The following is a 23807-nucleotide window of genomic DNA, read 5'->3' as shown; positions in this document are numbered from 1 at the left end:
CACAAACGAACTGCGCGATACCCGCAGCTTCGACAGCGCCTGAAAAGACCGCAGTCGAAGGCGGGAGGCTTGCGTCCGGAATCTGGAGGTCAAAATGAAGATTGCAATCGACCCGTTTATGCATCGCCATCTCTCGCTTGAGGAGTTGCCCAGCAAGGTCAAGGAACTCGGTTACGATTGGATCGAGCTTTCGCCTCGCGGCGATTTCCTCGAATGGTTCAAGGCGCCGCGCGTCTTCCCTAACCGTGTCAAGTCGTTCAAGAAGGCGCTGTCCGACGCCAATGTCGGCATTGCCTCCCTGCTGCCGATGTATCGCTGGGCCTCCAATGACGAGACCGAGCGTCAGGCGGCGGTAAAGCACTGGAAGCGGGCCATCGAGATCGCTGTCGAACTCGGCGTCGACACGATGAATTCGGAGTTCGGTCGCGGACCGCATCCCGACAAGGACTCGTGCTACTGCTGCCACACCGGCTCGATGATCGAAGCCTGCGAGGACGCCTGGTGGCGATCGATGGAAGAGCTCGTCCCGGTCTTCGAGCGCGAAGGCATCATGCTTCACGTCGAGCCCCATCCGGAAGATTGGTGCGAGACGCTGCAGCCCGCTCTCGACATCATCCGCACGGTCAACTCGAAGAACGTCAAGTTCCTCTACTGCGCACCGCACACCTTCTACTTCGGCGACGACACGAAGGCGATGCTGCGCGAGGCGAGAGATGTGCTCGCGCATGTTCACGTCGGCGATACGTTCAACCACAAGGCCTCTTCGGGCCTGCGCTACATTCTCAACCCTCCGGGCACGCAGGCCCGCGTGCATCAGCACTTGAACATCGGCCAGGGCGAGGTTCCCTGGGACGATTTCTTCGCCACCCTCGCCGAAGTGGGCTTCGACGGCATCATGACCGCCTGCGTCTTCGCCTGGGAAGACAAGGCGGATCATTCCGGCACATTCATGCGCGCCGAAATGCAGCGCTACATCGACAAGTACTGGGGGGCGAAATGACCCTCAAGGTCGGTGTCATCGGAACGGGCATGATCGGCCAGGACCACATCCGCCGTCTGACCCAGGTCCTGTCGGGCGCCGAAGTGATCGCGGTGAGCGATATCGACGGGGCTCGTGCTGCCGCGGTCGCGCCTGAGGGGGCGGCGGTCTTTGCCACGGCGGGCGATCTCATCCGCTCCGAGACGGTCGAGGCGGTGGTCATCTGCTCGTGGGGACCCGCCCACGAGGAGCAGCTTCTCGACTGCATCGCCGCCGGCAAGCCCGTGTTCTGCGAAAAGCCGCTGGTCACGACCGCGGCCGCAGCGCTGAGGGTGATGGAGGCCGAGGTGGCGTTCGGGCGCCGCCTGGTGCAGGTGGGCTTCATGCGCCGCTTCGACGCCGACTATCGCCGCCTCAAGGCGACGCTGGACTCCGGCACGCTCGGTGCGCCGCTGATGTTCCATTCGACCCACCGCAATGCGGCCGTTCCCGAGGGCCTCTATACCTCGGACATGCCGCTCAACGACACGCTCGTCCATGATGCGGACATTTCGCGCTGGCTTCTGAACGACGAGGTGAGGGGTGTCGAGGTTCGCGTGCCGCGCCGCTCGCGCCGCGGCACGGAGCTGCGCGATCCTGTGGTGGTGCTTCTGCACATGGGCTCCGGTGTACTGGTCGATGTCGAGATCTCGGTCAACATCGCCTACGGCTACGACATCCGCGGCGAGGTGAGCTGCGAGGAGGGCACCGCAAGCCTGCCGCTCCGTCCGGCGACCGTCATCCGCGACATCCATGGCGTGCGCCAGTTGGTGCCGGCGGATTGGCGCGGGCGTTTCATCGAGGCCTATGACCAGGAGTTCCGCGAATGGATTGGCGCCGCGGCGCGGGGAACGGCGACCGGCCCCTCCACCTGGGACGGCTATGCCGCCACGCTGGTCGCCGATGCGGCGCTGAAGGCAGTCGAAAGCGGCGAACTCCAGCCGGTCCGCATGCGCGACCGCCCTTCGCTCTACTCCACGACATTGGAGGCGCCCCCGGTAACCGACGTTTCCGGTCACGCCCTACGGTCAAGAAGACAACAGTCCTGAAAGGTTCAAAAATGCTGAATGGCGAAAGACTTATCGATCGGCCGCTCCGCTGGGGCATGGTCGGTGGCGGCCGCACCGGCCAGGTGGGCTACAAGCATCGCACCGGGGCGCTGCGTGACGGCACCTATCGGCTGGTCGCCGGCGCCTTCGATCTCGACGCCGAACGCGGCCGTGATTTCGGCGTGAGACTCGGCGTCGAGGCGGACCGCTGCTATGCCGACTACAAGGAACTGATCTTCAGGGAGGCGGCACGCGAGGACGGCGTCGAGGTCGTCTCGATCGCGACGCCGAATTTCACCCATTACGAGATCACCAAGGCCTGCCTCGAGGCCGGCCTGCACGTCATCTGCGAAAAGCCGTTGTTCTTCACCGTGGCCGAATGCGAGGAGGTCGAAAGGCTTGCCGCGGAAAAGGGACTGATCGTCGGGGTGACCTACGGCTTCACCGGCCACCCGCTGGTTCACCAGATGGCCGCCATGGTCAAGAAGGGCATGCTCGGCGATATCCGCATCGTCGATATGCAATACACCCACGGCTTCAACTCGGGCGACGACGTCGGCGCCGGCGAGGCCGTGAAGTGGCGCACCAACCCTAAGACCGCCGGTCCCACCTTCGTTCTCGGCGATATAGGCACGCATCTCTATTACCTGTCCGAGATCGTCCTGCCGCATCTGAAGATCGACAAGCTGCTCTGCGACCGCAAGGCCTTCATCCCGACCCGTGCGCCGCTTGAAGACCATGCGACCGTGCTGATGCACTACGACAACGGGGCGCGGGGCCGTCTCTGGGTTTCGTCGGTCAACGCCGGCAACATGGGGTCGCAGCGCTACCGTTTCATCGGCTCCAAGGCCTCGATTGAATGGAGCGACAGCCATCCCGATCAGCTGATCTACGAGGTGCAGGGCGAGCCGAACCGCACGCTCCATCACGGCATGCCCTATCTCGAGGAAGAAAGCCTCGCCGTCGACCGCATGGGCGCGCTGCATACCGAAGGTCTGGGCGACAGCTGGTCGAACATCTACCTGTGGATCGCGCAGGCGATCGACGCGAGAAAGCGCGGCGACGAGGTCTTCCTGAAGACACATCACTACCCGGGCATCAAGGCAGGCACCGAAGGTGTCCGCTGGCTGGAGAACTGCGTCCGCTCGGCTGACGCCGGCTCCGCCTGGGTTGACTTTCACTGAGCTCCACCACCTGGGGCGCTTTCGGGCGCCCCCCTTTTTTTGGATAGAGACAACATGAAACTATCGATCTGCACCGATGTGATGGGAGAGCTCTCCTTCACCGATATGCTCGACAAATGCGTCAAACTCGGTGTCGAAGGCATCGAGATGACCGGCGGCGGGTGGTCCCGCGCGCCGCATTTCCGGGCCGACGAACTCTTGTCCGACAGGGCGCTCTTGAGGACGAAGCTCAGGGAGATCGAGGCCCGTGGCCTTAAAATCGCGGCGCTCAACTGCTCGGCCAACCCGCTCGATCCGGGTGCCATGGGCAAGCGTCACCGAGAGGAGATGGAGCAGACGATCCGCCTCGCCGGTGAAATCGGCGTCAAGACCATCGTGACCATGTCTGGCCTGCCGGAAGCAGCGCCCGGCGACATGGTACCGAACTGGCTGGTCTACACCAAGAGCTGGCCCGACGAGATGCCGGAACGCGATCGCTATCAGTGGGAGGACCGCGCTTTCCCGCTCTGGCACGATCTGGTGAAGCTCGCCAAGGAGGCCGGCGTCGAGAAATACGCGCTCGAAAACTTCTCGGCGATGCTTGTCTGGAATCCCGAGACCCTCTTCCGCCTGCGCAGCGAGGTCGGCCCGATGGTCGGCATGAACCTCGACCCGTCGCATCTGATGTGGATGGGCGCCGATCCAATCGCCTCGGCCCGCGCGCTGGGCAGTGCGATCCACCATTGCCACGGCAAGGACACCCGTATTGAGCGGGGGCTTGCCGATGTGAACGGCCTTTTCGAATTGAAGGAGGTCACCGACGTTGCCAATCGCAGCTGGAACTACGTCGCCGTCGGCGCCGGCCGTGACCTGCAATGGTGGAAGGAGTTCTTCTCGGTCGTCCGCATGTGCGGCTACAACGGCTGGGTGAGCCTCGAGATGGAGGATTTCACCATGTCCACGGAGGCCGGCATCCAGTCCTCCATCGACGCGCTCAAGGCAACGATCAGCCGCTGAGAGCCTCTAGGGCGCCGCGCGTCTTTTCCGGCGCGCGAGGCACTTCAGGCCCCGGCGTCGCGATGCGCGGGAAGCGTCACGATGAAGCAGACGCCGCCGCCCGGCGGGGATTCGTAGCGGACGGCACCGCCGTGGCGCTCGGCGATCTGGCGCACAAGCGCCAGCCCCAGGCCCCAGCCGCCCGCGGCCTCGCTGCGTCCCGAGGGCCGGTAGAACGGCTCGAATACACGGGCGCCCTCGCTCTCTGCTATGCCCGGGCCGTGATCGCGGACCCTGAGTTCCACCTTACCGTCCGCCTGCGCGACCGTGGCAGAAACTGGCGGGTCGCCGTGGCGAAGCGCGTTCTGCATCAGATTGCGCACCAGCCTGCCGATGAGGCGCGCATCGCCTCTGACGGTCGCGGGCATGCCTAAGACCTCGACGCCGTTGCGCGCCCCTTCTTCCGAGACCAGGGCGAGGAGGTCGACCGGCTCGGGCGCATCGAGTCGCTCGACATGGTCGAGCCTGCTCGCCAGCAGGATCTCCTCGACCAGCGTGTCGAGCTCCGCGAGGTTGCGGATGATCTCCTCCTTGCGGTTGTCGTCCGGCGCCTGCTCGTAGAGGTCGATCGCCACGCGCAGCCGGGCAAGCGGCGACCGCAATTCGTGGCTGGCATTGGCGAGAAGAGCGCGGTGCGACTTGATCAGCCGTTCGACGTGATCGGCGGCCCTGTTGAAGCTCTTCGCCACCGCCGCCACTTCGTCGTGGCCATTCGCCGGCACGCGGGCCACGAAGTCGCCCCGCCCCCAGGCATCGACGCCGGCGCGCAGCCGCTCAAGCCGGCGCGTCAGGTGACGCACCACCGGATAGGCGGCGAGCCCGATGACCCCGGCGATCAGGGCCAGATAGGCGAGCGGATTGCGGCCGGCCGGGCGGAAGGGCCGCGCCATGCGCGCGGCCACGGCGCGGCCGTCGGGCAACTCGGTCACCATGGTTTGAACGTCGCCTCTGTCGTGGCGCCAGCGCCGCTCGAGAATGTCGCGCGGTAGCGGCCGGCCGGCGCCGGCGATCAGCCGGCCGTTTCGATCATAGACCGCAAGGTCGGCGTCGAAGGCCCTGGAAAACCGCCTCAACGTCGCCTCGACCGACTGACGGTCCATGTCCAACGGGATGAGTGCTGCGACGAACCGCGCGCGCTGGCTCTGCCAGCTCACATCCTCCTCGCCCTGTCCGAGCCAGACGAAGGCGGCGCTGGCGACGGCGACTGCCGCAAGGCTCGCCAGCAGCGTCAGGTAGATTTTCAGGAACAGCCGGTTGCGCATCGCTCTAGGTCTCTGTTTGGATGCATGTCGTTATCCCAAAACCGCTGCACACTTTTGGGCGACATCCTTTATCTCTCGTCGTCCTGGAAGCGGGCGAAGACATAGCCGGCGCCGCGCACGGTGACGATGCGTCGCGGATGCTTGGGATCGCTCTCGATGGCCGCCCTGATGCGCGAGACATGGACGTCGATGGACCGGTCGAAGGCTTCCAGCTCCTCGCCTTTCACGGCGTCCATCAACTGCTCGCGCGACAGCGTGCGGCCAGCATTTTCGGCAAGTGCCACAAGCAAGTCGAACTGGTAGCTGGTGAGCCCGCATTCGCGGCCGTCGATCCGGACCGAGCGGGAGCCCGGATCGATCTCCAGCCGTCCGAAGCGCAAGGTCCTGGAAACCGCCGCGCTGCCATTGCGGCGGCGCAGGATGGCCTTCAGCCGCGCCAGCAGCTCGCGCGGATTGAAGGGCTTGGGCAGATAGTCGTCGGCCCCGAGCTCCAGGCCGACGATGCGATCCGTCTCTTCGCCCTTGGCCGTCAGCATCAGGATGGGCACGTCTGACAGCGCGCGCATGCGCCGGCAGGTCTCGAAGCCGTCAAAGTCGGGCAGCATGACGTCGAGGATCACGACGTCCGGCGCACGGCGGCCGAGGTCAGTCAGGCCCGCCGTGGCCGTCGCAGCGGTGTGGACGGTGAAGCCGTTTCCGGAGAGATAGTCGGCAAGCATGGCGGAGAGGCGCGTATCGTCGTCAACAATCAAGACCCGTTCCGCCATCGCTTCCGTTCCGTTCAATCGCTCGTTGGTCTTACCACGGGCCGCGGCCCCTGCGCTCCTTCAAATGAGCTGCAAGCTTGGCGCGCTGCTCCGGCGTCAGCACTTCGGCGGCTTCGAGGAGCGCAGTCGTCATTTTGCGCGAAGCCGCGTCGATCGCGGCAATGCGCTCGCTGCGCAGTTTCTCGGCGGCGGCGCGGTCGACGGTCGCCGCACCGAGGAGTTCGATAACCTCCTCGCGCGTCTCGCGGAAGTCCCGGAAAGTCGGCCTGATCTCGGTGCGCGCCTTGTCGATGATGTCCCAAAGCTTGTCTTCCTGCTCGGGCGTCGCGTCGAGTTCATCGAGCATGGAGCCGATCCGCTGTTCCATAAAGCCGCCTCCTCCCATATGCGCGTGCATGATATGGCCGGCTATGCCGAAACGGCCCATGCCGAAACCGAAATCATCGCTGCGCGCGGCAGCAAATCCGACCGCGCCGACAACGCCGACGGCGGCGAGCCCGCCGATCGCGACGCGCCGTCCCCAGCCTTTCGAAGCGGGCACTCCGGCGGCCGGGCTCGACAGGGTCTTGTCCTCGTTTTCCATAGTCAGTCTCCTTTCACTCCGCAGCACCTGCTGCAATGGAGGAAAGCTAACAGGGCAACGTTTCGAGCCTTCCGGGCGAATGTAAAGAAATGTAAAGCCGAAGCATCGACCGCGGCCTGGCGTCGCGGATCAAGCGGGGACCGACTGACTCGCTATCGTCTTATCCGGCGCAGCACCGCTTCAAGCGCCTCGGTCAAGGCGCGGCTTCCGCCGCCGCGTTCGAAATCGGCGAACACCTGTTCGTTCAAGCCGCCGGGCGTCGAGAACTCGCGCCTGAGCGTATCGAGGGGCGTCGCCTGGGCCCTGACCGCCGTCTGCGCCAGGCTGGCGAAGAGCGGAGCCAGATAGGCGCGGGCCTTCTCGCGCTCCATGCCTTTCTCGGCAAGCCAGCCGGTCGTCCGGTCGAGAATGCCGAAATAGGTGCCCATCAGGGCGCTGGCGGCGGCGAGGAGGTCGTATTCCTCCTTCGTCTCGCATTCGACTGCGGTGCCAAGGGCGGCGAACAGAGCGGCAACGCCCGGGTTCGGCGGATAGATCGCAGTAACGCCTTCACGATCGGCGACGAAGGGCAGGGGAACCGTCTGTGTGAGGTTCACCTCTTCGTTGATCCAGCTTAGAAGCCTGGGGCGGTCTGTCGCCGCGATGACGCTGACGACCGCCTGGCCTTTCCGGAAAGCGAGCTCGGCAATCACTTCCTCTGCGATCTGCGGCCGGATTGCCAGGAACAGGATTTCGGCCACATCGACCACCTCCTGATTGTCCCTTCCGATCCGCACGCTGGGAAACCGGCCCGCGAGCCGGGCGGCGATCTCGCGGCTGCGCGGCGAAACGATGATCTCCGCCACATCGAGCGGGGAAGCGACGATCCCCGTCACCATCGCCTCGGTAATGGTTCCTGTGCCGACGAAGCCGATCCGCATCTATTCCGCCGCCTTGCGCCGTCCGAGCGAAACGTCCGTCGTGTAGTTCTCGCGCATGAAATTGATGAAGTTCTGCTGGAATTGGCGCGTATGGGCATGCGCCAACTCGTCGGCGAGGTCGACATTCTTTGCCCGGATGGCCTCGAGCATCTGGTTGTGCTCGTCGGTCAGCAGATAGCCCTCGTGGGTGCGCTCCAGATATTCGAAGTGGAGATGTAGCATGCGCTGGCCCTGGTTGAGCAGCCGCTCGTAGAACGACACCAGATAGGGGTTCCGGCCGGCATGGGCGATCGCCATATGGAATTGCTTGTTGGCCTCGGACATCTCGAGGTGATTGCCGGTCTTGACCGCCGCTTCGAATTCCTTCTGCCGCCTGGCGATCGTCTTGAGGTCCATCTCCGTGCGCAGTTCCGCGGCAAGCCGGGTGTTCATGCGCTGGGCTATATCCAGCGCCTCGACATATTTCGGGAAGGTCGCGACCTCGATCGGCGCCACGATCGTGCTGCGGTTCGCGAGCGTCACGACCAGATCCTCGCCGGCGAGCCGGATCAATGCCTCGCGCACCGGCGAGCGCGACATGTCGAAGCGCTCGGCAAGCGTGCTTTCGTCGAGAAGTTGGCCGGGAGCGAGCGTCAGCGCCAGAATCTCGTTTCGGAGCGTCTCGTAGACATTTTTCCAGCCGGTGCCTCTGGCGCGCTTGGTTTCAGTTTCGTCAGACACATACGTCCCTTTCCGTCGTTCGGACGCATAACGCCAGAAGAGCCCCGCCGAGACAATGTAAATTCTCCGCTTGACAATGTCGACACGTTGCCGACATAAATATCGTGTCGACACGTAGACGACAAAAGAACAAGATCGGCGATAGCCGACGGGTGGAACCGCGCACCGCGCACATCAAACAGAGGAAATTGAAGATGCTTTCGAAGATGCTTGCGTCCGCAATGCGGGCGATGCCTGCGCTTGCCCTGATCGCTGGACTTTCAACCACCGCCGCATCCGCCCAGACCGCCGAAGGCTATTGGCAGGGCGTGCAGAAGGCGGGCGTCCTTCGTTGCGGCGCGGCTGTGGCTCCGCCCTATGTGATGCGCGATCCGGCGAGCGGCGAATATTCCGGCTTCTTCGCCGATCTCTGCCGCGAATTCGCCGAGACGCTGAAGGTCAAGCCGGAATTCGTCGACACCACCTGGGACAATATCGTCGCCGGCCTGCAGGCGGGGAAATGGGACCTTTCGCTGGCGCTGAACAGGACGCCGGCGCGTGCCATGGCCGTGCAGTTCTCCGTTCCCGCCATGGAGTACCAGATCTCGCTCGCCTACAACAAGGAGAACCCGAAGATCCCGACCGGCGCAGCTTCGGTTGCCGATATCGACAAGAAGGACGTGACGCTCGCGGTCATGTCTGGCACCGCCCAGGACAAGGCGATCACCGCCGCGGTTAAGAACGCCGCGATCCTGCGCCTCCCGGGTAACGATGAAACGCGCCTCGCCGTCGTATCGCGCCGCGCCGACATCCTCGTCGATGCCTCGGACACCAACCAGCTCTTCACCCAGTCGAACCCCGATTGGGCGGTCGCGCTGAACCCGACGCCGGCGCTGGCGAAGCAGGGCGTCGCCTTCGGCCTGCCGCATCAGCTGTCAGCTGCCGACGTCGAGGTGGTGAACATCTTCCTCGAGGAAAAAGTCGCGACCGGTCACGTTGATGAACTGATCCGCAAGGCCGTCGATGACGTGCTGAAGAGCGCCCAGTAACGAAACGGTAGAGGGTCGGGCGCGGCCACGCGCTAGCCCGGCCACTCTCATCCCTTCTTTTGACCAGCGAGGTCGGCGATGACCATGTCCTTCAGTGCTCCCCTTGTCAAAATCCAGTCCCTCCACAAGAGTTACGGCCCGCATATCCAGGTGCTCAAGGGCCTCGACATCGAGATGAAGCCCGGCGAACGGGTCGTCGTCATCGGCCCGAGCGGCGGCGGCAAGAGCACGCTGCTGCGCGTCATGATGGGGCTAGAGAAGATCGACAGCGGCTCGATCCGCTTCGGCGGCAAGCCCTATATCTCGTCCGAGAGCGCCGACAAGAAAACTGAGATCGACACCGAGGTGCGGCGCTCGATCGGGATGGTGTTCCAGCACTACACGCTGTTCCCGCATCTCTCCGTTATCCAGAACCTGATCCTCGCGCCCTGCAAGGTCCGGGGTGAAGCCAAGGCGAGCGCCACCAAGCGCGCCCAGGCGCTGCTCGAGCGCTTCGGCCTCGGCGCCAAGGCCAATGCCTATCCGGCGCAGCTTTCCGGCGGACAGAAGCAGCGCGTCGCAATCGCCCGCGCCCTGATGCTCGATCCGAAGCTGATGCTGTTCGACGAGGTGACCTCGGCGCTTGATCCCGAGCTCGTCGCCGAAGTCGAGCAGGTGATCCTGCAGCTTGCCGCCCAGGACATGCCGATGATGATCGTCACCCACGATATGTGGTTTGCGAAGAACATCGCCTCGCGCGTCATCTTCTGCGCCGGCGGTGTGGTCGTCGAGGACGGACCGCCGGAGCAGGTGCTCGGCGCGCCCAAGGAAGAGCGCACGAAGGACTTCATCGACCGCGTCTTCCATATCCGGCATTAGGAGGGCGAGATGGGTTATTCCTTCGACTTCCAGTCCGTCTCGTTCGGTCCCCTCTGGGAGGGACTGATGGTCACGCTTGAGCTGACGGTCGCTGCCAACATAATCGGCGTCGTGCTCGGCTTTCCGCTGGCGCTCCTCATCATGAGCCGCTTCGCGCCGGTGCGGCTGCCGGCGATGCTCTTCGTCGAATTCTTCCGCTGCACCCCGGCTATCGTCCAGATCGTCTGGTTCTTCTACTGCGTGCCGATGCTGTTCAACGTCTTCCTCGGCTCGATGACGATGGGCATCCTGGCGCTCGGCCTCAACCTGATGGCCTTCAACGCCGAGGCCTATCGCGCCGCGATCCAGGCAGTTCCGCGCGAGCAGCTCGATGCCGGCATCGCGCTCGGCCTCAACCCGCTGCAGCGCACCCTCTATATCGTGCTGCCGACCGCGGTGCGGGCGTCGATCCCCGTACTGCTCACCAACGGCATCGGCATCTTCCAGCAGACGGCGCTGGTCGCGATCGTCGCCGTGCAGGACCTCATGTACCAGGCGAAGACGCTGGCGACGGAGACGTACAGGCCGATCGAGACTTTCACCCTCGTCGCTCTGGTATATTTCGCCGTCTCGTTCCCCGTCTCGCAGGTCGTCGGCTACCTCGAACGCCGCCGCCAACTGATGATGAGCTGAGGAGAAGACCCATGGCTCTCGACTTTTCCATCATCCTTCGCTTCCAGGAAGCGCTGCTTCTCGGCCTCTGGATGACCGTCAAGCTAACGCTGATCTGCATCGTCCTCGGCTGCAGCCTCGGCTTCTTCATCGGCCTCGCCCGCACATCGCGTAGCGCTCTGCTGCGGGCTGTCTCCAGCGTCTATGTCGAGTTCTTCCGCGGCACGCCGGTGCTCGTCCAGCTCTTCTGGATCTTCTTCTGCCTGCCGCTCATCCTCGGCGTCGAGCTCTCCAACCTCACTTCGGGCGTGATCGCGCTCACCCTCTACATGGGCGCGATCACCAGCGAGACCTTCCGGGCATCGCTGAAATCGATCGGTCCGGAACAGCTCGACGCCTGCGTCGCACTCGGCCTGCCGCGCCGCGTCCAGGTGACGAACGTCATCCTGCCGCAGGCGGTGCTGCGCGCCGTCCCGACGCTGCTTTCGAACTGCGTCAGCCTGTTCAAGGAAAGCGCGCTCGTTTCCGCCGTCGGCATGGCCGACCTGATGTTCGTCGGCCAGAACATTTCTAACAACACGGCGCGGCCGATCGAGGTGCTGACGGTGGTCGCCCTCATCTACTTCCTCATCGCCTTCCCGCTCACCCGTGCCGTCACGCTGGTCGAGCGGCGCGTGCTCACCAAGCTCGCGATCTGAACCGAATTCTTTCGAAAGGAGAACCTCCATGAAACTCTCTGGCGTCATGCCCGCCCTCGTCACCCCGTTCGACGCGAACAACAGGGTCGACTTCAAGGCCTTTGAAAAGCTGCTGGCCCATCTGCGCGAGGCCGGCGTCACCGGCTGGGTTCCGAACGGCTCGACCGGTGAGTATTTCAGCCAGTCCACGCAAGAGCGTCGCGACGTGCTGCAATTCGTCAAGGACTTCACCAAGCCGGGCGAAATTCTGATCGCCGGCACCAATGCCCCCGCCACCCGCGAAGTCATCGAGCAGACGGCGATCGCCAAGGAAATCGGCTATGACACTGTGCTGCTCGCACCGCCCTTCTACACCCGCCCGACGCAAGCCGAACTGATCCGGCACTATGAGACCGTGCTTAATGCCGTGGACGTGAACCTCGTCCTCTATTCCTATCCGGCCAAGGATGGTTCGGACATCAGCTTCGAGCTGATGGACCATTTCGCCGACAATCCGCGCGTCATCGGCATCAAGGAAAGCTCGGGCGTTCTGCAGCGCGCGGTCGACATCGCCAGCCGCTACGAAGGCCGCATCCAGCTGGTGTCCGGCTCGGATGACATCGCGCTCGACTTCATGTTCTGGGGCGCCGATTCCTGGATCTGCGGGCCGTCGAACTGCATGGCCAAGGCCTGCTGCGACCTGGACCGCACCTTCCGTTCCGGCGATCTCGACAAGGCTCGGGCGCAGATGAAGACGCTCTACCGGGCGATGAACATCCTCGAAAGCGGCAAGTTCGTGCAGAAGATCAAGTATGGCTGCGAGCTTCAGGGCTTGCCCGTCGGTGAGTGCCGCGCGCCGCTCGGACCGCTGACCGACGATGAGAAGGCCGAGTTCCGCGCCGCCATGGAGCCGATCCTGAACTGGTAATCGCCAGTCGAAGCGCCGCTTCCCGGCCGTTCGACAATCAGGGAAGCGGCTCCTCGACAACTTTTCCGCGGCTTTGGAGCTAGAGAGATGCGCTTCAGCAAGGTCCTTTCGGTCGTCGATTGCCATGCCGAAGGCGAAAGCGGCAAGGTGATCGTCGGCGGCGTTGGCCAGGTTCCCGGCGAGACCATGTTCGACAAGCGGGTTCATCTCGAAACCCACATGGACGGCATCCGCAAGATGGTGCTGTTCGAGCCGCGCGGGGCGGTCTGGCACAATGCCAATATCGTGCTCCCCTCCAATCACCCCGAAGCCGACATGGGCTATGTGATCCTGGAGACGACCGAATATCCGGCGATGTCCGGTTCGAACACGATGTGCGTGGCGACGGTGCTGCTCGAGACCGGAATCCTGCCGATGCAGGAGCCGGTCACTCAATTGACGCTCGAGTCTCCAGCAGGCCTGATCAGGGTGCGCTGCGAATGCAGGGACGGCAAGGTGACGAGCGTCCGGCTCGTGAACCAGCCAGCCTTCTGCTACCATGTCGACGCCAAGATCGAAGTCGCAGGCCTCGGGACCGTTCGGGTCGACATCGTCTATGGCGGCATGACCTACACCATGGTCGACGCCGCCGACCTCGGCATCTCGATCGATCCCTCGGAAGCCCGCGAGCTCTGCGAAATCGGCCAGAAGCTCAAATTCGCGGCCGCCGAGCAGCTCACCGTCGAGCATCCCGAGAACCCGGCCATTCCGGGGATCACCAACACCGAGTTCATGGGACCGCTGCGGCGGGAGAATGGCCAGCTTATCGCGAGGAACTGCGTCGTCGTCTCGCCGGGGCGCTGCGACCGCTCGCCCTGCGGCACAGGCTCGTCGGCGCGGCTGGCGCTGTTGCATAAGAAAGGGCTTATCCAACCCGGCGAAACGCTCATTCACGAGTCGATCACCGGCAGCCGCTTCACCTGCACAATCGACGGACTGACGAAGGTCGGGGCGTACGACGCGGTGATACCGGCGATCGCCGGCCAGGCCTGGATCACCGGTCTCTACCAGATGGGCATGGACCCGACCGATCCCTATCCGGAGGGCTTCACGATGGCCGACACCTGGATGACCACGGTTTAAATGCAGCAGCACATCGAGAAAAGATAAAAGATGAGCAATAACGAAGGTCCTGTCGTTGTCGTCGGCGCCGGTATTATCGGCACCACAATCGCCTACGAGCTGCAACGCCGCGGGAAGGGCGCCGTGCTCGTCGAGCGGAATCCGGACGGCAAGGGCGCCTCCTACGGCAACATGGCATCGATCGCCGTCACCGAATTCATGCCGGCCTCGCGCCCTTCGGTCTGGGCGCAAATGCCGAAATGGCTGGTCGATCCTGAAGGGCCGGTGCGTATCCGCCCCTCCTATCTGCCGAAGCTCACGCCGTGGTTCCTTCGGTTTCTCGAAGCAAGCCGCCCGTCGCGGGTGAAAGAGCTGGAGGCGGCAGGCGCCGTGCTTTGCCGTCGTGTCTACGAAGATCTGATGCCGCTGCTGCAGGCGGCGGAACTGACGGACATGCTGACCGAGGAGGGCTGCCTGAGCCTCTATGCGGACGAGGCCGAGTTCAGGGCTGACCGCGAGCATATCGCGGTTCTCGAGCGCTTCGGCTTCCGCCACGAAGTCCTCGGCGGTAATGCCATCCGTGATCTCGAACCAGCATTAACGACGAAGATTGGGAAGGCGGTGCTGTTTCCCGACAACCGCTCGATCCGCGACCCCTACAAGCTGCTCCTGAAACTGCGCGAAAAGTTTCTCGCTCTCGGAGGCAGGATCGAGCAGGGCGAGGTCGCGGGTTTTGATAGTGGCGATCGCGTCAAAGCCGTCCGCCTGAAGGATGGCCGTTCGGTTGCTGCCTCTCGAGTCGTGCTCGCAGCCGGCGCCTATACCGGCAAGCTGGCGCGGCTTCTCGGCGAACCGGTCCCGCTCGAGACCGAGCGTGGCTACCACACCCAGATCATGGCGCCGGGAATCTCGATGCGCCACTCGATCATCTGGCCGGCGCGCGCCTTCATGGTGACGCCGACGGCCGGCGGCATTCGCGTCGGCGGCACGGTTGAGATGGCCGGTCTCGAGGCGGCGCCTGACTACCGGCGGGCGAAAGTGCTGGTCAAGCGGGCGCGCGAGGCGCTGCCGGATCTGCGGGCCGAGAAGGCGACGGAGTGGATGGGCCACCGGCCGGCGCTTCCCGATACGGTGCCGATCATCGGCCCTTCCGCGAAACACCGCGGCATCTTCTACGCCACCGGCCATGGGCATCTGGGCCTTACCTATGCGGCGACGACCGGACGGCTGATCGCCGATCTCGTGACGGGCGCTGAGCCGCCGGTCGATCTCAAACCATACCGCGTCGACCGGTTCTGACGGCGAGCGCGGGAAACAATGGAGCGAACAATGCGCAGCGAACTCTATATCGATGGAAAATGGACGCCGGCCGCGAACGGCAGGACGTTCGACGTCGTCAATCCGGCGACGGAAGAAGTGATTCACCAGATCGCGGCTGCAACGGCGGAAGACGTCGATCTCGCCGTGAAGGCGGCACGCCGCGCCTTCGACAAGGACGGCTGGCCGAAGCTTTCGGGCGCACAGAGAGCAAAATACCTGCGCGCCATTGCCGAGGGCATCCGCGCCCGGCAGGCGGAGATCGCCCGTCTCGAGGTGATCGACAACGGCAAGCCGTTTCCCGAAGCCGATTGGGATGTCGCCGACGCGGCCGGCTGCTTCGACTTCTATGCGGGGCTTGCCGAACAGCTCGACAACAATCCGGAAGAGCCGATCGCGCTTGCCGACGCCCGCTTCACCTCCAAGGCGGTCAAGGAGCCGATCGGTGTCGCCGGCGCGATCATTCCCTGGAATTATCCGCTGCTGATGGCGGCCTGGAAAGTCGCGCCGGCGCTTGCCGCCGGCTGCACGGTCGTGCTGAAGCCGGCCGAGGTCACCTCGCTGACGGCGCTCGAACTTGCCGCGCTCGCCGATGACGCGGGCCTGCCGCCGGGCGTCCTCAACATCGTCACCGGCTCCGGATCGGTCGCCGGCCAGGCGATCATCGACCACAGGCAAGTCGACAAGCTTGCCTTTACCGGCTCCGGGCCGGTCGGTTCGAAGATCATGGCGGCGGCGGCCCGCGACATCAAGCGCGTCAGCCTCGAACTCGGCGGCAAGTCGCCCTTCGTCGTCTTCGACGATGCCGATATCGACGAGGCGGTCGAATGGATCATGTTCGGCATCTTCTGGAACCAGGGCCAGGTCTGCTCGGCGACGTCGCGAGTCCTCGTGCAGGAGGGCATCTACGACAAGCTGCTGGCGCGGCTTGTCGAGGAAACGAAGAAGATCAGGATCGGTGACGGTCTCGAAGACGGAGTCCTGCTCGGACCGCTGGTCTCCAAGCGCCAGCACGAACAGGTCGTTGCGGCGATCGAGGCGGCGAAAGCCGCCGGTGCGACCGTCGCCTGCGGTGGCAAGCGGCCGGAAGGCTTCGACACGGGCTACTATCTCGAACCGACGGTGCTGACCGACGTGCCGTTGGAGAGCGATGCCTGGCGCGAGGAGATTTTTGGGCCGGTCGTCTGCATCAAACCGTTCTCGACCGAAGAGGAAGCGATCGAGCTTGCCAATGATTCCCGCTTCGGTCTCGCCGCAGCGGTGATGTCGAAGGACGATGTCCGCGCCGAGCGGGTCGCGAGCGCCTTCCGCGCCGGCATCGTCTGGATCAACTGCTCGCAGCCGACCTTCACCGAGGCGCCCTGGGGCGGCTACAAGGAGTCGGGCATCGGCCGCGAACTCGGTCGCTGGGGCCTCGAAAACTACCTCGAGACGAAGCAGATCACCCGCTTTGCTGCCGGCGAGAAGTGGGGCTGGTACATCAAATGATGAACTGGGATCGTTCGCTTGATCTCCTCGAGGTCCATTGCCAGGGCGAGATCGGCAAGGTGATCGTCGGGGGTGCGCCGGAAATCCCCGGCGCCACCCTGCTCGACAAGATGAACCACATCAACCAGGTCGATGACAGCCTCCGCCGCTTCGTCACCTTCGAGCCGCGCGCCAGCGTCGCCATGTCGGTCAATCTGCTCGTCGCGCCGACGCGGCCCGACGCCGATGCCGGCTTTATCGTCCTGCAGGCCGACCGCGCCCATCCGATGTCCGGCAGCAATTGCATCTGCGTCGTCACCGCCCTGCTTGAAAGCGGCCGCGTCGCAATGCAGGAGCCGGAGACGATCGTGCGGCTCGACACACCGGCCGGGCTGATCGTCGCCCGCGCCACCTGCCGGGGAGGCCGCTGCCTGTCGGTCAGCCTCGACAACGTGCCGAGTTTCGCCGAGGCGCTGGACCGGGAGATCGAGACGCCGCGTTGGGGCCGTATCAAGGTCGATATCGCTTTCGGCGGCGTCTATTACGCGATCGTCGATGTCGATCAGGTCGGAAGCGCGATTGCGCCGGCCAATGCACGTTATCTGGCCGAAGCGGGAATCGGGCTGAAGTCGCAGATCTCCGAGCAGGTGACGGTGAAACACCCGGAACTGAGCGGTGTCGACGAGATTGCCTATGTGATGTTTCGCGGGCGCGAGCCGGACGGCGCGGTGCGCACCTGCACGACGCTGAAGCCCGGCCGCGTCGATCGCTCCCCCTGCGGCACCGGCAGTTCGGCCAATCTCGCGACACTTTACGCCCGCGGCGAGATTGCCGTCGGCGATCGGCGCAGGTCGCGCTCGATCATCGGCGGCGAGTTCGTGGCGGAAGCGATCGGTGTCACCGAGGTCGGCGGACGTCCCGCCGTGCTGCCGCGGATCACCGGACGCGGCTGGATCTACGGCCGCGAACAGCTCCGCATTTCGGACGAGGATCCATTCAGGAGCGGCTTTGCGCTCTCCGACAGCTGGGGTCCGCAGGTCGATCAGCTCGGTTGAGGAGGCTACAATGTCCATCCAGTCCCTATCGGGCCAGACCGTCCTCGTCACCGGCGCTTCCGGCGGCATCGGCGCGGCCATCGTCGAGCGCCTGGCGGAAGAGGGCGCCCGTCCGATCATCCACTACGGCCGCGACCGAGCGGGAGCGGAAGCGCTGCTGGCGCGTATTTCCGGCGAGGGGTGGATCGTTCAGGCGGACCTTTCGGCGGCCGAGGGGGCATTCGACCTCTGGCGCCGGGCAGAAGAAGCGGCGGGCCGTATCCATGCGCTCGTCAACAATGCCGGGATTCGCACCGAGATTACGATCGACGCCGAGCCCGACGCGTGGCGGCAAGCCTGGCAGAAGGAGTTTCAGGTGAACTTCTTCGCCGCCGCCGATCTCTGCAAGCAGGCACTTGCGCATTTCAGGGCGCAGGGCGGCGGCCGCATCGTCAACATGGCAAGCCGCGCCGGCCAGCGCGGCTATGCGGCCGATGCCATGCCCTATGCGGCGACGAAGGCGGCGCTCGTCAACCTCACGAAGTCGATCGCCCGCAGCTTCGGCGCCGACGGTGTCGTGACACTGGCGATCGCGCCCGGCTGGGTGCGGACGGAGATGGCCGAGGACTTCATCGCGAAAGTCGGCAAAAAGGCTGCCGTTGCCGACATACCGATCGGCGAGATGGCTGAGGCCGCCGAAATCGCCGAACTCGTCGCCTTCGCGCTCAGGCCGTCGCAGCGATCGCTGAACGGCGCGACGCTCGACGTCAACGGCGGCAGTTACATTCGATAGGACGTAAGGAGCAAGAGATGCAAAGATTCGAAGGTCAGGTTGCGGTCGTTACCGGCGGGGGCGGCGGCATCGGTTCGGCCATAGCCCGACGGCTGGCGGATGAGGGAGCGCTGGTCGTCGTCTCCGACGTGAATGGCGAAGCGGCAGCCGCCGTTGCTGCCGATATCATCTCAGCCGGAGGTTCTGCCATTGCCGTCGCGGCCGACATTTCTCGAAGGGAGCCCTGTTTCTCTCTGATTGCCGAAGCATTTGACCAGAGGAAGCGCATCGACATGCTCGTCAACAATGCGGGCATCAACCGGCGCGGCAACCTCCTGTCGCTGACCGACGACGACTGGCACGCGAGCTTCGCGGTCAACCTCGATTCAATGTTCTATCTTTGCCGCGCTGCGATCCCGCACATGATCGAGGCGGGCGGCGGCGTCATCGTCAACACCGCCTCGCAATGGGGTCTCCATCCGGCGCCGAACCACATCGCCTACAACACCTCCAAGGCTGCGGTCGCCGCCTTCACCCAGAACCTCGCCCGCGACTACGCGCCGCACAAGATCCGCGTCAACGCCGTCTGCCCCGGTGAAATCCACACGCCGATGCTGGAGGCGGGGGTGAAGCGATCGGGACGCACGATTGCCGATCTCGACAAGCTCGTTCCCTTCGGCCGGATCGGAAAGCCGGAGGAGGTCGCCGCCCTCGTCGCCTTCCTTGCCTCCGACGAAGCCGCCTTCATGTGCGGTTCGCTCGTCGAGATCACCGGCGCACAGGCGGTCGCTTAGCGTATATCCGGACCGGTGCGAACGGCTCCCAGGCGCGGCGCGCTGCCTCGCTGAGCCGAACGCAGCGGTCGCTGGCGTGAAGCTCTGCACCTGAAGAAACGACACTGCTTTCGGCCGACCCCGTGCGTCAGCCGCTCGGCGAGCGCTCGAAGTCGAAAATCCTCTGCGTCGCGAGTGCGGCCGCCCCCCTGGCCCAGGAACTCGGGACCCAATCGGCGACGAGTTCCGGCCTGGTGAAGAATGCGAACGCCTCCATGGTTTTGCGGATCGGGGCAAGCAGCGCCTCGCCGAACTGTACGGCTTCCCCGCCCACCACGATGATCTCCGGGTCGAACAGGTTGACCATGTCCGCCAGGTGTCGCCCGATCCGCGATCCGCAGTCCGAAAGGATGGAAAGCGCCAGGTCGTCTCTTTGTTCGACAGAGCTGGCGAAGGCGTCGCGGCTGATCGCGGAGCCGGTCCGGTTTTGCCATTCGTCGAGCATGAACGGCTCGGCCGCATGCGCCATCAGGCATCCCTTCCGACCGCATTCGCACAGGCGGCCATTCGGAACCGAAGTGATATGCCCCATCTTGCCGGCGGCGCTGTGGCTGCCATGATAGATCTCGCCCTTGATCACAAGCGAGCAGCCGATGCCGGCGCCGATCGCCAGCGCCGCAAAGTTCGCGTGATCGCGGCCGACGCCGAAGAGTTTCTGGGCCACTGCGAACGCGTTCACATCGTCATCGATCCATACCGGAACATGGACCCGTTCGGCGAGCAGCTCGGCGAACGGCAGATCCTTCCAGCCGAAGCGAGGACTCTGGATGCACATGCCCGTCGTCGGATCGATTTCGCCGGGGATCGAGACGCCGATACCCATGATTTCGCTTTCCTGTCGATCGGCCTGTGCGAGCAGTTTCGGAATCGTCGCGGCAATCGTTTCGATCATTCCCTCTGGCCTCGTATCGGCGACCTCCGCGTCTAGCAAGGCCAAGGGGGTCGTGGCGAGGTCGGTCAGGACGCAATTGATGCTGTATCTGTTGAGCTTGAAGCCGAAAGCAAGATGCGCTTCATAATTGATGTCGACAGGAACGGGCCGCCTGCCGGTGGCGCCGGATACGGCCTCGCGTTCGACGAGAAGCGCTTCTTCCATCAGTTCCGCCACGACGAATGTGACTGCGGCAGGGCTGAGGCCCGTCAAGTGGGCCATCTCGGCGCGCGAAATCGGACCGCGACTGCGCAGCAGGTTCAGGATCAATCGTCGGTTCAGCGCACGCGATGTGCTGGCATTTCCTCTCACGTCGGCTCCATTAATTTATTTCTTAAAATAACTATTGCTCGTATGTGCAAGCTAGGCTATCTTCGCAGCGTTGGCAAACGAGGAGGAGTTCGCCTGCGGGCCAATCGCCCGGCTCGGCGACGCTCAGCACATTTACAGAAACTGGCCCTGCCGAGCGAACCCTTCGCGCGGCAAAGGCGGAGCTTTGTCTTGGGAGGAGAGAATGGCAATGAAGGACGTCTCATCGCTGATCGCCGGCACTCATTCGCGCCGGCAGTTCATGCTCGGCGCCGGTGCGGTATTCACCGGTATTACGCTTGGCTGCCCGGCCTTAGCGCAGAGCAAGGAATTGTCGATCATCTCCAATATCGGCAACGCCGCACAGCGCGACGTGCTTCAGCGCATCGCCAGCGAGTATCAGAAGGCGAGCGGCGTCACGGTCACGATCAACAATATGGATCATGAGGCGCACAAGACCGCGATCCGCAGCTATCTCGTGGTCGGCGCGCCGGACCTCTGCTTCTGGTTCTCCGGCAACCGCATGAAAGCCTTCGTCAAGCGCGACCTGTTCGACGACATTTCCGATCTCTTCGAACGGGAGAATTACAAGAGCGTCCTCGGCCCCTCGGCTGGTGCGGTTACCGTCGACGGAAAGCAATATGGATTGCCGCTGGGCGGCCTGCTCTGGGGAATGTTCTACCGCAAGGACGTTTTCGCTGAGAAAGGCTGGAGCCCGCCCGCGACACTCGACGAACTCCTGGCGCTTGGCGAGAAGGCCAAGTCTGCAGGCATGGTCCCGGTCAGCATCGGCACCAAGGAAATGTGGCCGGCCGCTGGCTGGTTCGACCACATGAACCTGCGCATCAACGGCCTCGACAAGCATATGGCGCTGATGGACGGCAAGATGTCTTACACCGATCCGGCTATGATACCGGTCTTCGACAAATGGGCCGAGCTCGTCAATGCCGGGCTCTTCGGCCAGAACCATACATCCTTCGGCTGGGAACAGGCGGCGGCCGCGCTTGCGCAGAAAAAGGCGGCGATGATGGATCTCGCCGGCTTCGTCAAATACGGGTTTCCGCAGGACCAGGTCGATCAGATCGGCTTTGCGCCGTTCCCGGAAATCACGCCCGGCCTGGCGCGCTACGAGGATTTTGCCCTCAACTCCATCCATGTGCCGAAAAACGCCAAGAACAAGGAAAACGCACGCGACTTCCTGGCGTATTTCTACAAACCCGAGAACCTTTCCGCCTTCCTTGAGGCCGAAAGCGCGGTGCCGCCGCGCAATGATTGCCCGCCGAGCAAGGATTCTTTGGTCAACGCTGCGGTGGAATCGCTGAAGAGTGTCGAGGGTTCGGCCCAGTATTACGACCGCGACACCGATCCCGACATGGCCCAGGAAGGATTGAAGGGCTTCCAGGAATTCATGGTCAAGCCGGACCGGCGCGATCAGATCCTCGAGCGGCTCGAAGGGACGCGCAAGCGCATCTTCAAGGCCTGATCGTCGACCTCCGGCGGCCACGCTGCCTCCCTGGCGTCGCCGCACTTCGGACAGGGGTTGCACATCCGGTGCACTCCTGTCCGGAGCTCGCGGGGCCTCATACTAAATCTCGAAGGCATAATCAGATGTCCGGTTTCTGGCGAAGCCATCGCGCTTGGATGGCTCCAACCTTGTTCATCCTGCCCGGCGCACTTCTGTTCGGGATCGTCATCATCATGGCGTCCATCCAGACGATCTGGGTGTCGTTCTTCGACTGGGACGGCGTCGGCGCAATGCAGTGGGTGGGTCTCGCGAACTATGCGCAGCTTTTCGACGATCCGCAGTTCTACGTCTCGCTCAGGAACAATCTGATCTGGCTTGGCCTGTTCATGCTGGCGCCGCCTCTGGGTCTGGCGCTGGCACTGTTGCTCAATCAGCCGATCAGAGGCATGCGGGTCATGAAATCGCTGTTCTTCGTGCCGCTCGTCCTCGCTTCCGTGACCGTCGGCGTCGTCTTCACCTGGGTCTACGACCCGAGTTTCGGGCTGCTGTCACTGCTTTTCGGTTATTTCGGCGCCACCGCACCGGCGCTGCTCTCCGACGAGCATTTCGTGACCTTCGCGGTCGTCGTTGCCGCTCTCTGGCCGCAGGTCGCCTTCTGTCTGGTGCTATTCCTCGCTGGCCTCAATAATCTGAGCGAGGACCTTATCGGCGCGGGCCGCGTTGATGGTGCGCGTGGCTGGCCGATGCTCTGGCACGTGGTCCTGCCGCAATTGCGCGAGGTCAGCTTCATCGCGCTGGCCGTGACCGTGATCGGTGCGCTGCGCTCGTTCGACATGGTCGCGGTCATGACCTCGGGCGGTCCGTTCGGCTCATCGACCGTGCTCGCCTACCAGATGTATGAACAATCGATTTTCTCCTACCGCTTCGGCTACGGGGCCGCCATCGCCACCGTACTCTTCGTCATCATGGCCGCCTTCATCGCCTGGTACCTGCGCACGCTGCTGAAGCCCGAACGGGAGAGCGCCTGATGTATCCGCGTCCGATTTCCGAAGACTCATCGCTTCGCCGGGCAGGCTATGCCGGCATGGTGGCGCTGGTCCTGATCCTCTGGCTCGTCCCGCTGATGGCGGTGATGGCAACCTCGCTTCGCTCCTTCGAGGAAGTGATGGCCGGCAATTACTGGGGCTGGCCGAAAAGCATCAACTTCGTCGAAAACTACACCGCCGTCTTCACCCAGACGGCCATGGCCCGCTATTTCCTCAACAGCCTGATTATCACTTTGCCGTCGGTGCTCGGCGTGCTGGTGCTGTCGACGCTCACCGGCTATGTCCTGTCGCGCTACCGGTTCCGCGGCGCCAATCTGATGTTCGCGCTCTTCGTCGGCGGCAATTTCCTGCCGGCGCAGATCATGATGATTCCGGTGCGCGACCTGATGGTGTCGATCGGTCTCTACGACACATTCTATGCGCTGATCGTCTTCCACATCGCCTTCCAGACCGGCTTTGCGACACTGTTCATGCGCAACTTCATCGCCGCCCTGCCGGATGAACTCTTCCAGGCGGCGCGGGCGGAAGGGGCTTCTCCGGGCCAGACGCTGGTCCATGTGGTGCTGCCGCTCATCCGTCCGGCCCTGGCGGCCCTGGCGATCCTCACCTTCACCTTCGTCTGGAACGATTATTTCTGGGCGATCGTGCTGACCCAGAGCGATGCCGTCAAGCCGGTCACGGCGGGCCTCAGCAATCTGCGCGGTGAATGGGTTTCGGCCTGGAATCTCGTCGCGGCAGCCACGATCATGGTCGCGATCCCGCCCGTCGTGATGTTCTTCCTCATGCAACGCCATTTCATCGCCGGCTTGACCGTCGGCGCGGTGAAGGGCTGACGCTTTAACGACAGGGATG

24 protein-coding genes are annotated in these 23807 nt (G+C 63.9%); 18 read left to right on the top strand and 6 right to left on the bottom strand.

Going from position 1 to position 23807, the window contains the following annotated elements:
* The first annotated feature begins 94 nt into the window (after positions 1 to 94).
* Genes ATC00_RS11920 through ATC00_RS11905 form a run of 4 tightly spaced genes read left to right on the top strand, consistent with a single transcriptional unit; the run spans position 95 to position 4247 of the window.
* The gene (locus tag ATC00_RS11920; RefSeq protein WP_064252909.1) at positions 95 to 1000 is read left to right on the top strand and encodes a sugar phosphate isomerase/epimerase family protein; all 906 of its coding nucleotides are present in this window, start codon (positions 95 to 97) and stop codon (positions 998 to 1000) included.
* Positions 997 to 2067 carry a Gfo/Idh/MocA family oxidoreductase gene (locus ATC00_RS11915; RefSeq protein WP_064252908.1) on the top strand — a complete coding sequence of 357 codons (1071 nt, stop codon included), beginning with the start codon at positions 997 to 999 and terminating at the stop codon, positions 2065 to 2067. Before ATC00_RS11920 ends, ATC00_RS11915 begins: the two co-directional genes overlap by 4 nt.
* 11 nt (positions 2068 to 2078) lie before the next feature.
* Positions 2079 to 3251 carry a Gfo/Idh/MocA family protein gene (locus ATC00_RS11910; RefSeq protein ID WP_064252907.1) on the top strand — a complete coding sequence of 391 codons (1173 nt, stop codon included), beginning with the start codon at positions 2079 to 2081 and terminating at the stop codon, positions 3249 to 3251.
* A gap of 54 nt (positions 3252 to 3305) precedes the next feature.
* A complete protein-coding gene (locus ATC00_RS11905; protein ID WP_064252906.1) occupies positions 3306 to 4247 on the top strand; it encodes a sugar phosphate isomerase/epimerase family protein in 942 nt (313 codons plus the stop codon).
* Between the two features lie 44 nt (positions 4248 to 4291).
* Here the strand turns inward: ATC00_RS11905 and ATC00_RS11900 are convergent, their stop codons facing one another.
* From ATC00_RS11900 to ATC00_RS11880, 5 genes are all read right to left on the bottom strand, one after another.
* Positions 4292 to 5548: a sensor histidine kinase gene (locus tag ATC00_RS11900; protein ID WP_064252905.1), complete on the bottom strand. Its 1257-nt coding sequence runs from the start codon at positions 5546 to 5548 to the stop codon at positions 4292 to 4294.
* 68 nt (positions 5549 to 5616) lie between these two features.
* A complete protein-coding gene (locus ATC00_RS11895) occupies positions 5617 to 6315 on the bottom strand; it encodes a response regulator (protein ID WP_064252904.1) in 699 nt (232 codons plus the stop codon).
* 31 nt (positions 6316 to 6346) lie between these two features.
* Positions 6347 to 6898, bottom strand: coding sequence for a Spy/CpxP family protein refolding chaperone (locus ATC00_RS11890; RefSeq protein WP_064252903.1), 552 nt, complete (start codon positions 6896 to 6898; stop codon positions 6347 to 6349).
* A 152-nt stretch (positions 6899 to 7050) separates the two neighbouring features.
* Positions 7051 to 7818, bottom strand: a complete 768-nt coding sequence (locus ATC00_RS11885; RefSeq protein WP_064252902.1) for a pyrroline-5-carboxylate reductase — start codon at positions 7816 to 7818, stop codon at positions 7051 to 7053.
* On the bottom strand, positions 7819 to 8538 hold the full coding sequence (locus tag ATC00_RS11880; protein ID WP_064252901.1) for a GntR family transcriptional regulator: 720 nt from the start codon (positions 8536 to 8538) through the stop codon (positions 7819 to 7821).
* Between the two features lie 194 nt (positions 8539 to 8732).
* Here ATC00_RS11880 and ATC00_RS11875 point away from each other — a divergent pair, with 194 nt between their 5' ends.
* The 11 genes from ATC00_RS11875 (at position 8733) to ATC00_RS11825 (ending at position 19165) form a co-directional block, all read left to right on the top strand.
* Positions 8733 to 9566: a substrate-binding periplasmic protein gene (locus ATC00_RS11875; protein WP_064252900.1), complete on the top strand. Its 834-nt coding sequence runs from the start codon at positions 8733 to 8735 to the stop codon at positions 9564 to 9566.
* Between the two features lie 78 nt (positions 9567 to 9644).
* Positions 9645 to 10424, top strand: a complete 780-nt coding sequence (locus ATC00_RS11870) for an amino acid ABC transporter ATP-binding protein (protein WP_064252899.1) — start codon at positions 9645 to 9647, stop codon at positions 10422 to 10424.
* 9 nt (positions 10425 to 10433) lie between these two features.
* Positions 10434 to 11096: an amino acid ABC transporter permease gene (locus ATC00_RS11865; protein ID WP_064252898.1), complete on the top strand. Its 663-nt coding sequence runs from the start codon at positions 10434 to 10436 to the stop codon at positions 11094 to 11096.
* 11 nt (positions 11097 to 11107) lie between these two features.
* Complete coding sequence (locus tag ATC00_RS11860) at positions 11108 to 11773, top strand: amino acid ABC transporter permease (RefSeq protein WP_064252897.1); 666 nt, start codon at positions 11108 to 11110, stop codon at positions 11771 to 11773.
* A 28-nt stretch (positions 11774 to 11801) separates the two neighbouring features.
* Positions 11802 to 12680 (top strand): dihydrodipicolinate synthase family protein, encoded by an 879-nt coding sequence (locus ATC00_RS11855; protein ID WP_064252896.1) that lies wholly within the window; start codon positions 11802 to 11804, stop codon positions 12678 to 12680.
* Positions 12681 to 12767: 87 nt separating this feature from the next.
* Positions 12768 to 13802 (top strand): proline racemase family protein, encoded by a 1035-nt coding sequence (locus tag ATC00_RS11850; RefSeq protein WP_064252895.1) that lies wholly within the window; start codon positions 12768 to 12770, stop codon positions 13800 to 13802.
* Positions 13803 to 13832: 30 nt separating this feature from the next.
* A complete protein-coding gene (locus ATC00_RS11845; protein ID WP_064252894.1) occupies positions 13833 to 15080 on the top strand; it encodes an NAD(P)/FAD-dependent oxidoreductase in 1248 nt (415 codons plus the stop codon).
* A gap of 30 nt (positions 15081 to 15110) precedes the next feature.
* On the top strand, positions 15111 to 16586 hold the full coding sequence (locus tag ATC00_RS11840; protein WP_064252893.1) for an aldehyde dehydrogenase family protein: 1476 nt from the start codon (positions 15111 to 15113) through the stop codon (positions 16584 to 16586).
* On the top strand, positions 16586 to 17620 hold the full coding sequence (locus ATC00_RS11835) for a proline racemase family protein (RefSeq protein WP_064253063.1): 1035 nt from the start codon (positions 16586 to 16588) through the stop codon (positions 17618 to 17620). Before ATC00_RS11840 ends, ATC00_RS11835 begins: the two co-directional genes overlap by 1 nt.
* Before the next feature lie 10 nt (positions 17621 to 17630).
* Complete coding sequence (locus ATC00_RS11830) at positions 17631 to 18392, top strand: SDR family NAD(P)-dependent oxidoreductase (RefSeq protein ID WP_064252892.1); 762 nt, start codon at positions 17631 to 17633, stop codon at positions 18390 to 18392.
* A 17-nt stretch (positions 18393 to 18409) separates the two neighbouring features.
* On the top strand, positions 18410 to 19165 hold the full coding sequence (locus ATC00_RS11825) for an SDR family NAD(P)-dependent oxidoreductase (RefSeq protein ID WP_064252891.1): 756 nt from the start codon (positions 18410 to 18412) through the stop codon (positions 19163 to 19165).
* A gap of 127 nt (positions 19166 to 19292) precedes the next feature.
* Here the strand turns inward: ATC00_RS11825 and ATC00_RS11820 are convergent, their stop codons facing one another.
* Positions 19293 to 20447: an ROK family protein gene (locus ATC00_RS11820; RefSeq protein ID WP_064252890.1), complete on the bottom strand. Its 1155-nt coding sequence runs from the start codon at positions 20445 to 20447 to the stop codon at positions 19293 to 19295.
* Positions 20448 to 20649: 202 nt separating this feature from the next.
* On the opposite strand from ATC00_RS11820, the gene ATC00_RS11815 reads away from it, so the two are divergent.
* The 3 genes from ATC00_RS11815 to ATC00_RS11805 all read left to right on the top strand — a co-directional run bounded on the left by ATC00_RS11815 (position 20650) and on the right by ATC00_RS11805 (position 23788).
* A complete protein-coding gene (locus tag ATC00_RS11815) occupies positions 20650 to 21927 on the top strand; it encodes an ABC transporter substrate-binding protein (RefSeq protein ID WP_064252889.1) in 1278 nt (425 codons plus the stop codon).
* A gap of 125 nt (positions 21928 to 22052) precedes the next feature.
* Positions 22053 to 22937 carry a carbohydrate ABC transporter permease gene (locus tag ATC00_RS11810; protein ID WP_064252888.1) on the top strand — a complete coding sequence of 295 codons (885 nt, stop codon included), beginning with the start codon at positions 22053 to 22055 and terminating at the stop codon, positions 22935 to 22937.
* On the top strand, positions 22937 to 23788 hold the full coding sequence (locus tag ATC00_RS11805) for a carbohydrate ABC transporter permease (protein WP_064252887.1): 852 nt from the start codon (positions 22937 to 22939) through the stop codon (positions 23786 to 23788). The genes ATC00_RS11810 and ATC00_RS11805 overlap by 1 nt, the downstream gene beginning before the upstream one ends.
* The last annotated feature ends 19 nt before the right edge of the window (positions 23789 to 23807 follow it).

This window comes from Sinorhizobium americanum (assembly GCF_001651855.1).
Classification (GTDB): Bacteria; Pseudomonadota; Alphaproteobacteria; order Rhizobiales; family Rhizobiaceae; genus Sinorhizobium; species Sinorhizobium americanum.
Note: the sequence above shows the minus strand (reverse complement) of the source record. Positions and strands in the feature narration are given on the sequence as shown.

Excerpts from the sequence above, each read along its gene's own strand:
- ATC00_RS11920 (WP_064252909.1), top strand. The coding sequence starts at position 95 with ATGAAGATTGCAATCGACCCGTTTATGCATCGCCATCTCTCGCTTGAG.
- ATC00_RS11915 (WP_064252908.1), top strand. The coding sequence starts at position 997 with ATGACCCTCAAGGTCGGTGTCATCGGAACGGGCATGATCGGCCAGGAC.
- ATC00_RS11910 (WP_064252907.1), top strand. The coding sequence starts at position 2,079 with ATGCTGAATGGCGAAAGACTTATCGATCGGCCGCTCCGCTGGGGCATG.
- ATC00_RS11905 (WP_064252906.1), top strand. The coding sequence starts at position 3,306 with ATGAAACTATCGATCTGCACCGATGTGATGGGAGAGCTCTCCTTCACC.
- ATC00_RS11900 (WP_064252905.1), bottom strand. The coding sequence starts at position 5,548 with ATGCGCAACCGGCTGTTCCTGAAAATCTACCTGACGCTGCTGGCGAGC.
- ATC00_RS11895 (WP_064252904.1), bottom strand. The coding sequence starts at position 6,315 with ATGGCGGAACGGGTCTTGATTGTTGACGACGATACGCGCCTCTCCGCC.
- ATC00_RS11890 (WP_064252903.1), bottom strand. The coding sequence starts at position 6,898 with ATGGAAAACGAGGACAAGACCCTGTCGAGCCCGGCCGCCGGAGTGCCC.
- ATC00_RS11885 (WP_064252902.1), bottom strand. The coding sequence starts at position 7,818 with ATGCGGATCGGCTTCGTCGGCACAGGAACCATTACCGAGGCGATGGTG.
- ATC00_RS11875 (WP_064252900.1), top strand. The coding sequence starts at position 8,733 with ATGCTTTCGAAGATGCTTGCGTCCGCAATGCGGGCGATGCCTGCGCTT.
- ATC00_RS11870 (WP_064252899.1), top strand. The coding sequence starts at position 9,645 with ATGACCATGTCCTTCAGTGCTCCCCTTGTCAAAATCCAGTCCCTCCAC.
- ATC00_RS11865 (WP_064252898.1), top strand. The coding sequence starts at position 10,434 with ATGGGTTATTCCTTCGACTTCCAGTCCGTCTCGTTCGGTCCCCTCTGG.
- ATC00_RS11860 (WP_064252897.1), top strand. The coding sequence starts at position 11,108 with ATGGCTCTCGACTTTTCCATCATCCTTCGCTTCCAGGAAGCGCTGCTT.
- ATC00_RS11855 (WP_064252896.1), top strand. The coding sequence starts at position 11,802 with ATGAAACTCTCTGGCGTCATGCCCGCCCTCGTCACCCCGTTCGACGCG.
- ATC00_RS11850 (WP_064252895.1), top strand. The coding sequence starts at position 12,768 with ATGCGCTTCAGCAAGGTCCTTTCGGTCGTCGATTGCCATGCCGAAGGC.
- ATC00_RS11845 (WP_064252894.1), top strand. The coding sequence starts at position 13,833 with ATGAGCAATAACGAAGGTCCTGTCGTTGTCGTCGGCGCCGGTATTATC.
- ATC00_RS11840 (WP_064252893.1), top strand. The coding sequence starts at position 15,111 with ATGCGCAGCGAACTCTATATCGATGGAAAATGGACGCCGGCCGCGAAC.
- ATC00_RS11835 (WP_064253063.1), top strand. The coding sequence starts at position 16,586 with ATGAACTGGGATCGTTCGCTTGATCTCCTCGAGGTCCATTGCCAGGGC.
- ATC00_RS11830 (WP_064252892.1), top strand. The coding sequence starts at position 17,631 with ATGTCCATCCAGTCCCTATCGGGCCAGACCGTCCTCGTCACCGGCGCT.
- ATC00_RS11825 (WP_064252891.1), top strand. The coding sequence starts at position 18,410 with ATGCAAAGATTCGAAGGTCAGGTTGCGGTCGTTACCGGCGGGGGCGGC.
- ATC00_RS11815 (WP_064252889.1), top strand. The coding sequence starts at position 20,650 with ATGGCAATGAAGGACGTCTCATCGCTGATCGCCGGCACTCATTCGCGC.
- ATC00_RS11810 (WP_064252888.1), top strand. The coding sequence starts at position 22,053 with ATGTCCGGTTTCTGGCGAAGCCATCGCGCTTGGATGGCTCCAACCTTG.
- ATC00_RS11805 (WP_064252887.1), top strand. The coding sequence starts at position 22,937 with ATGTATCCGCGTCCGATTTCCGAAGACTCATCGCTTCGCCGGGCAGGC.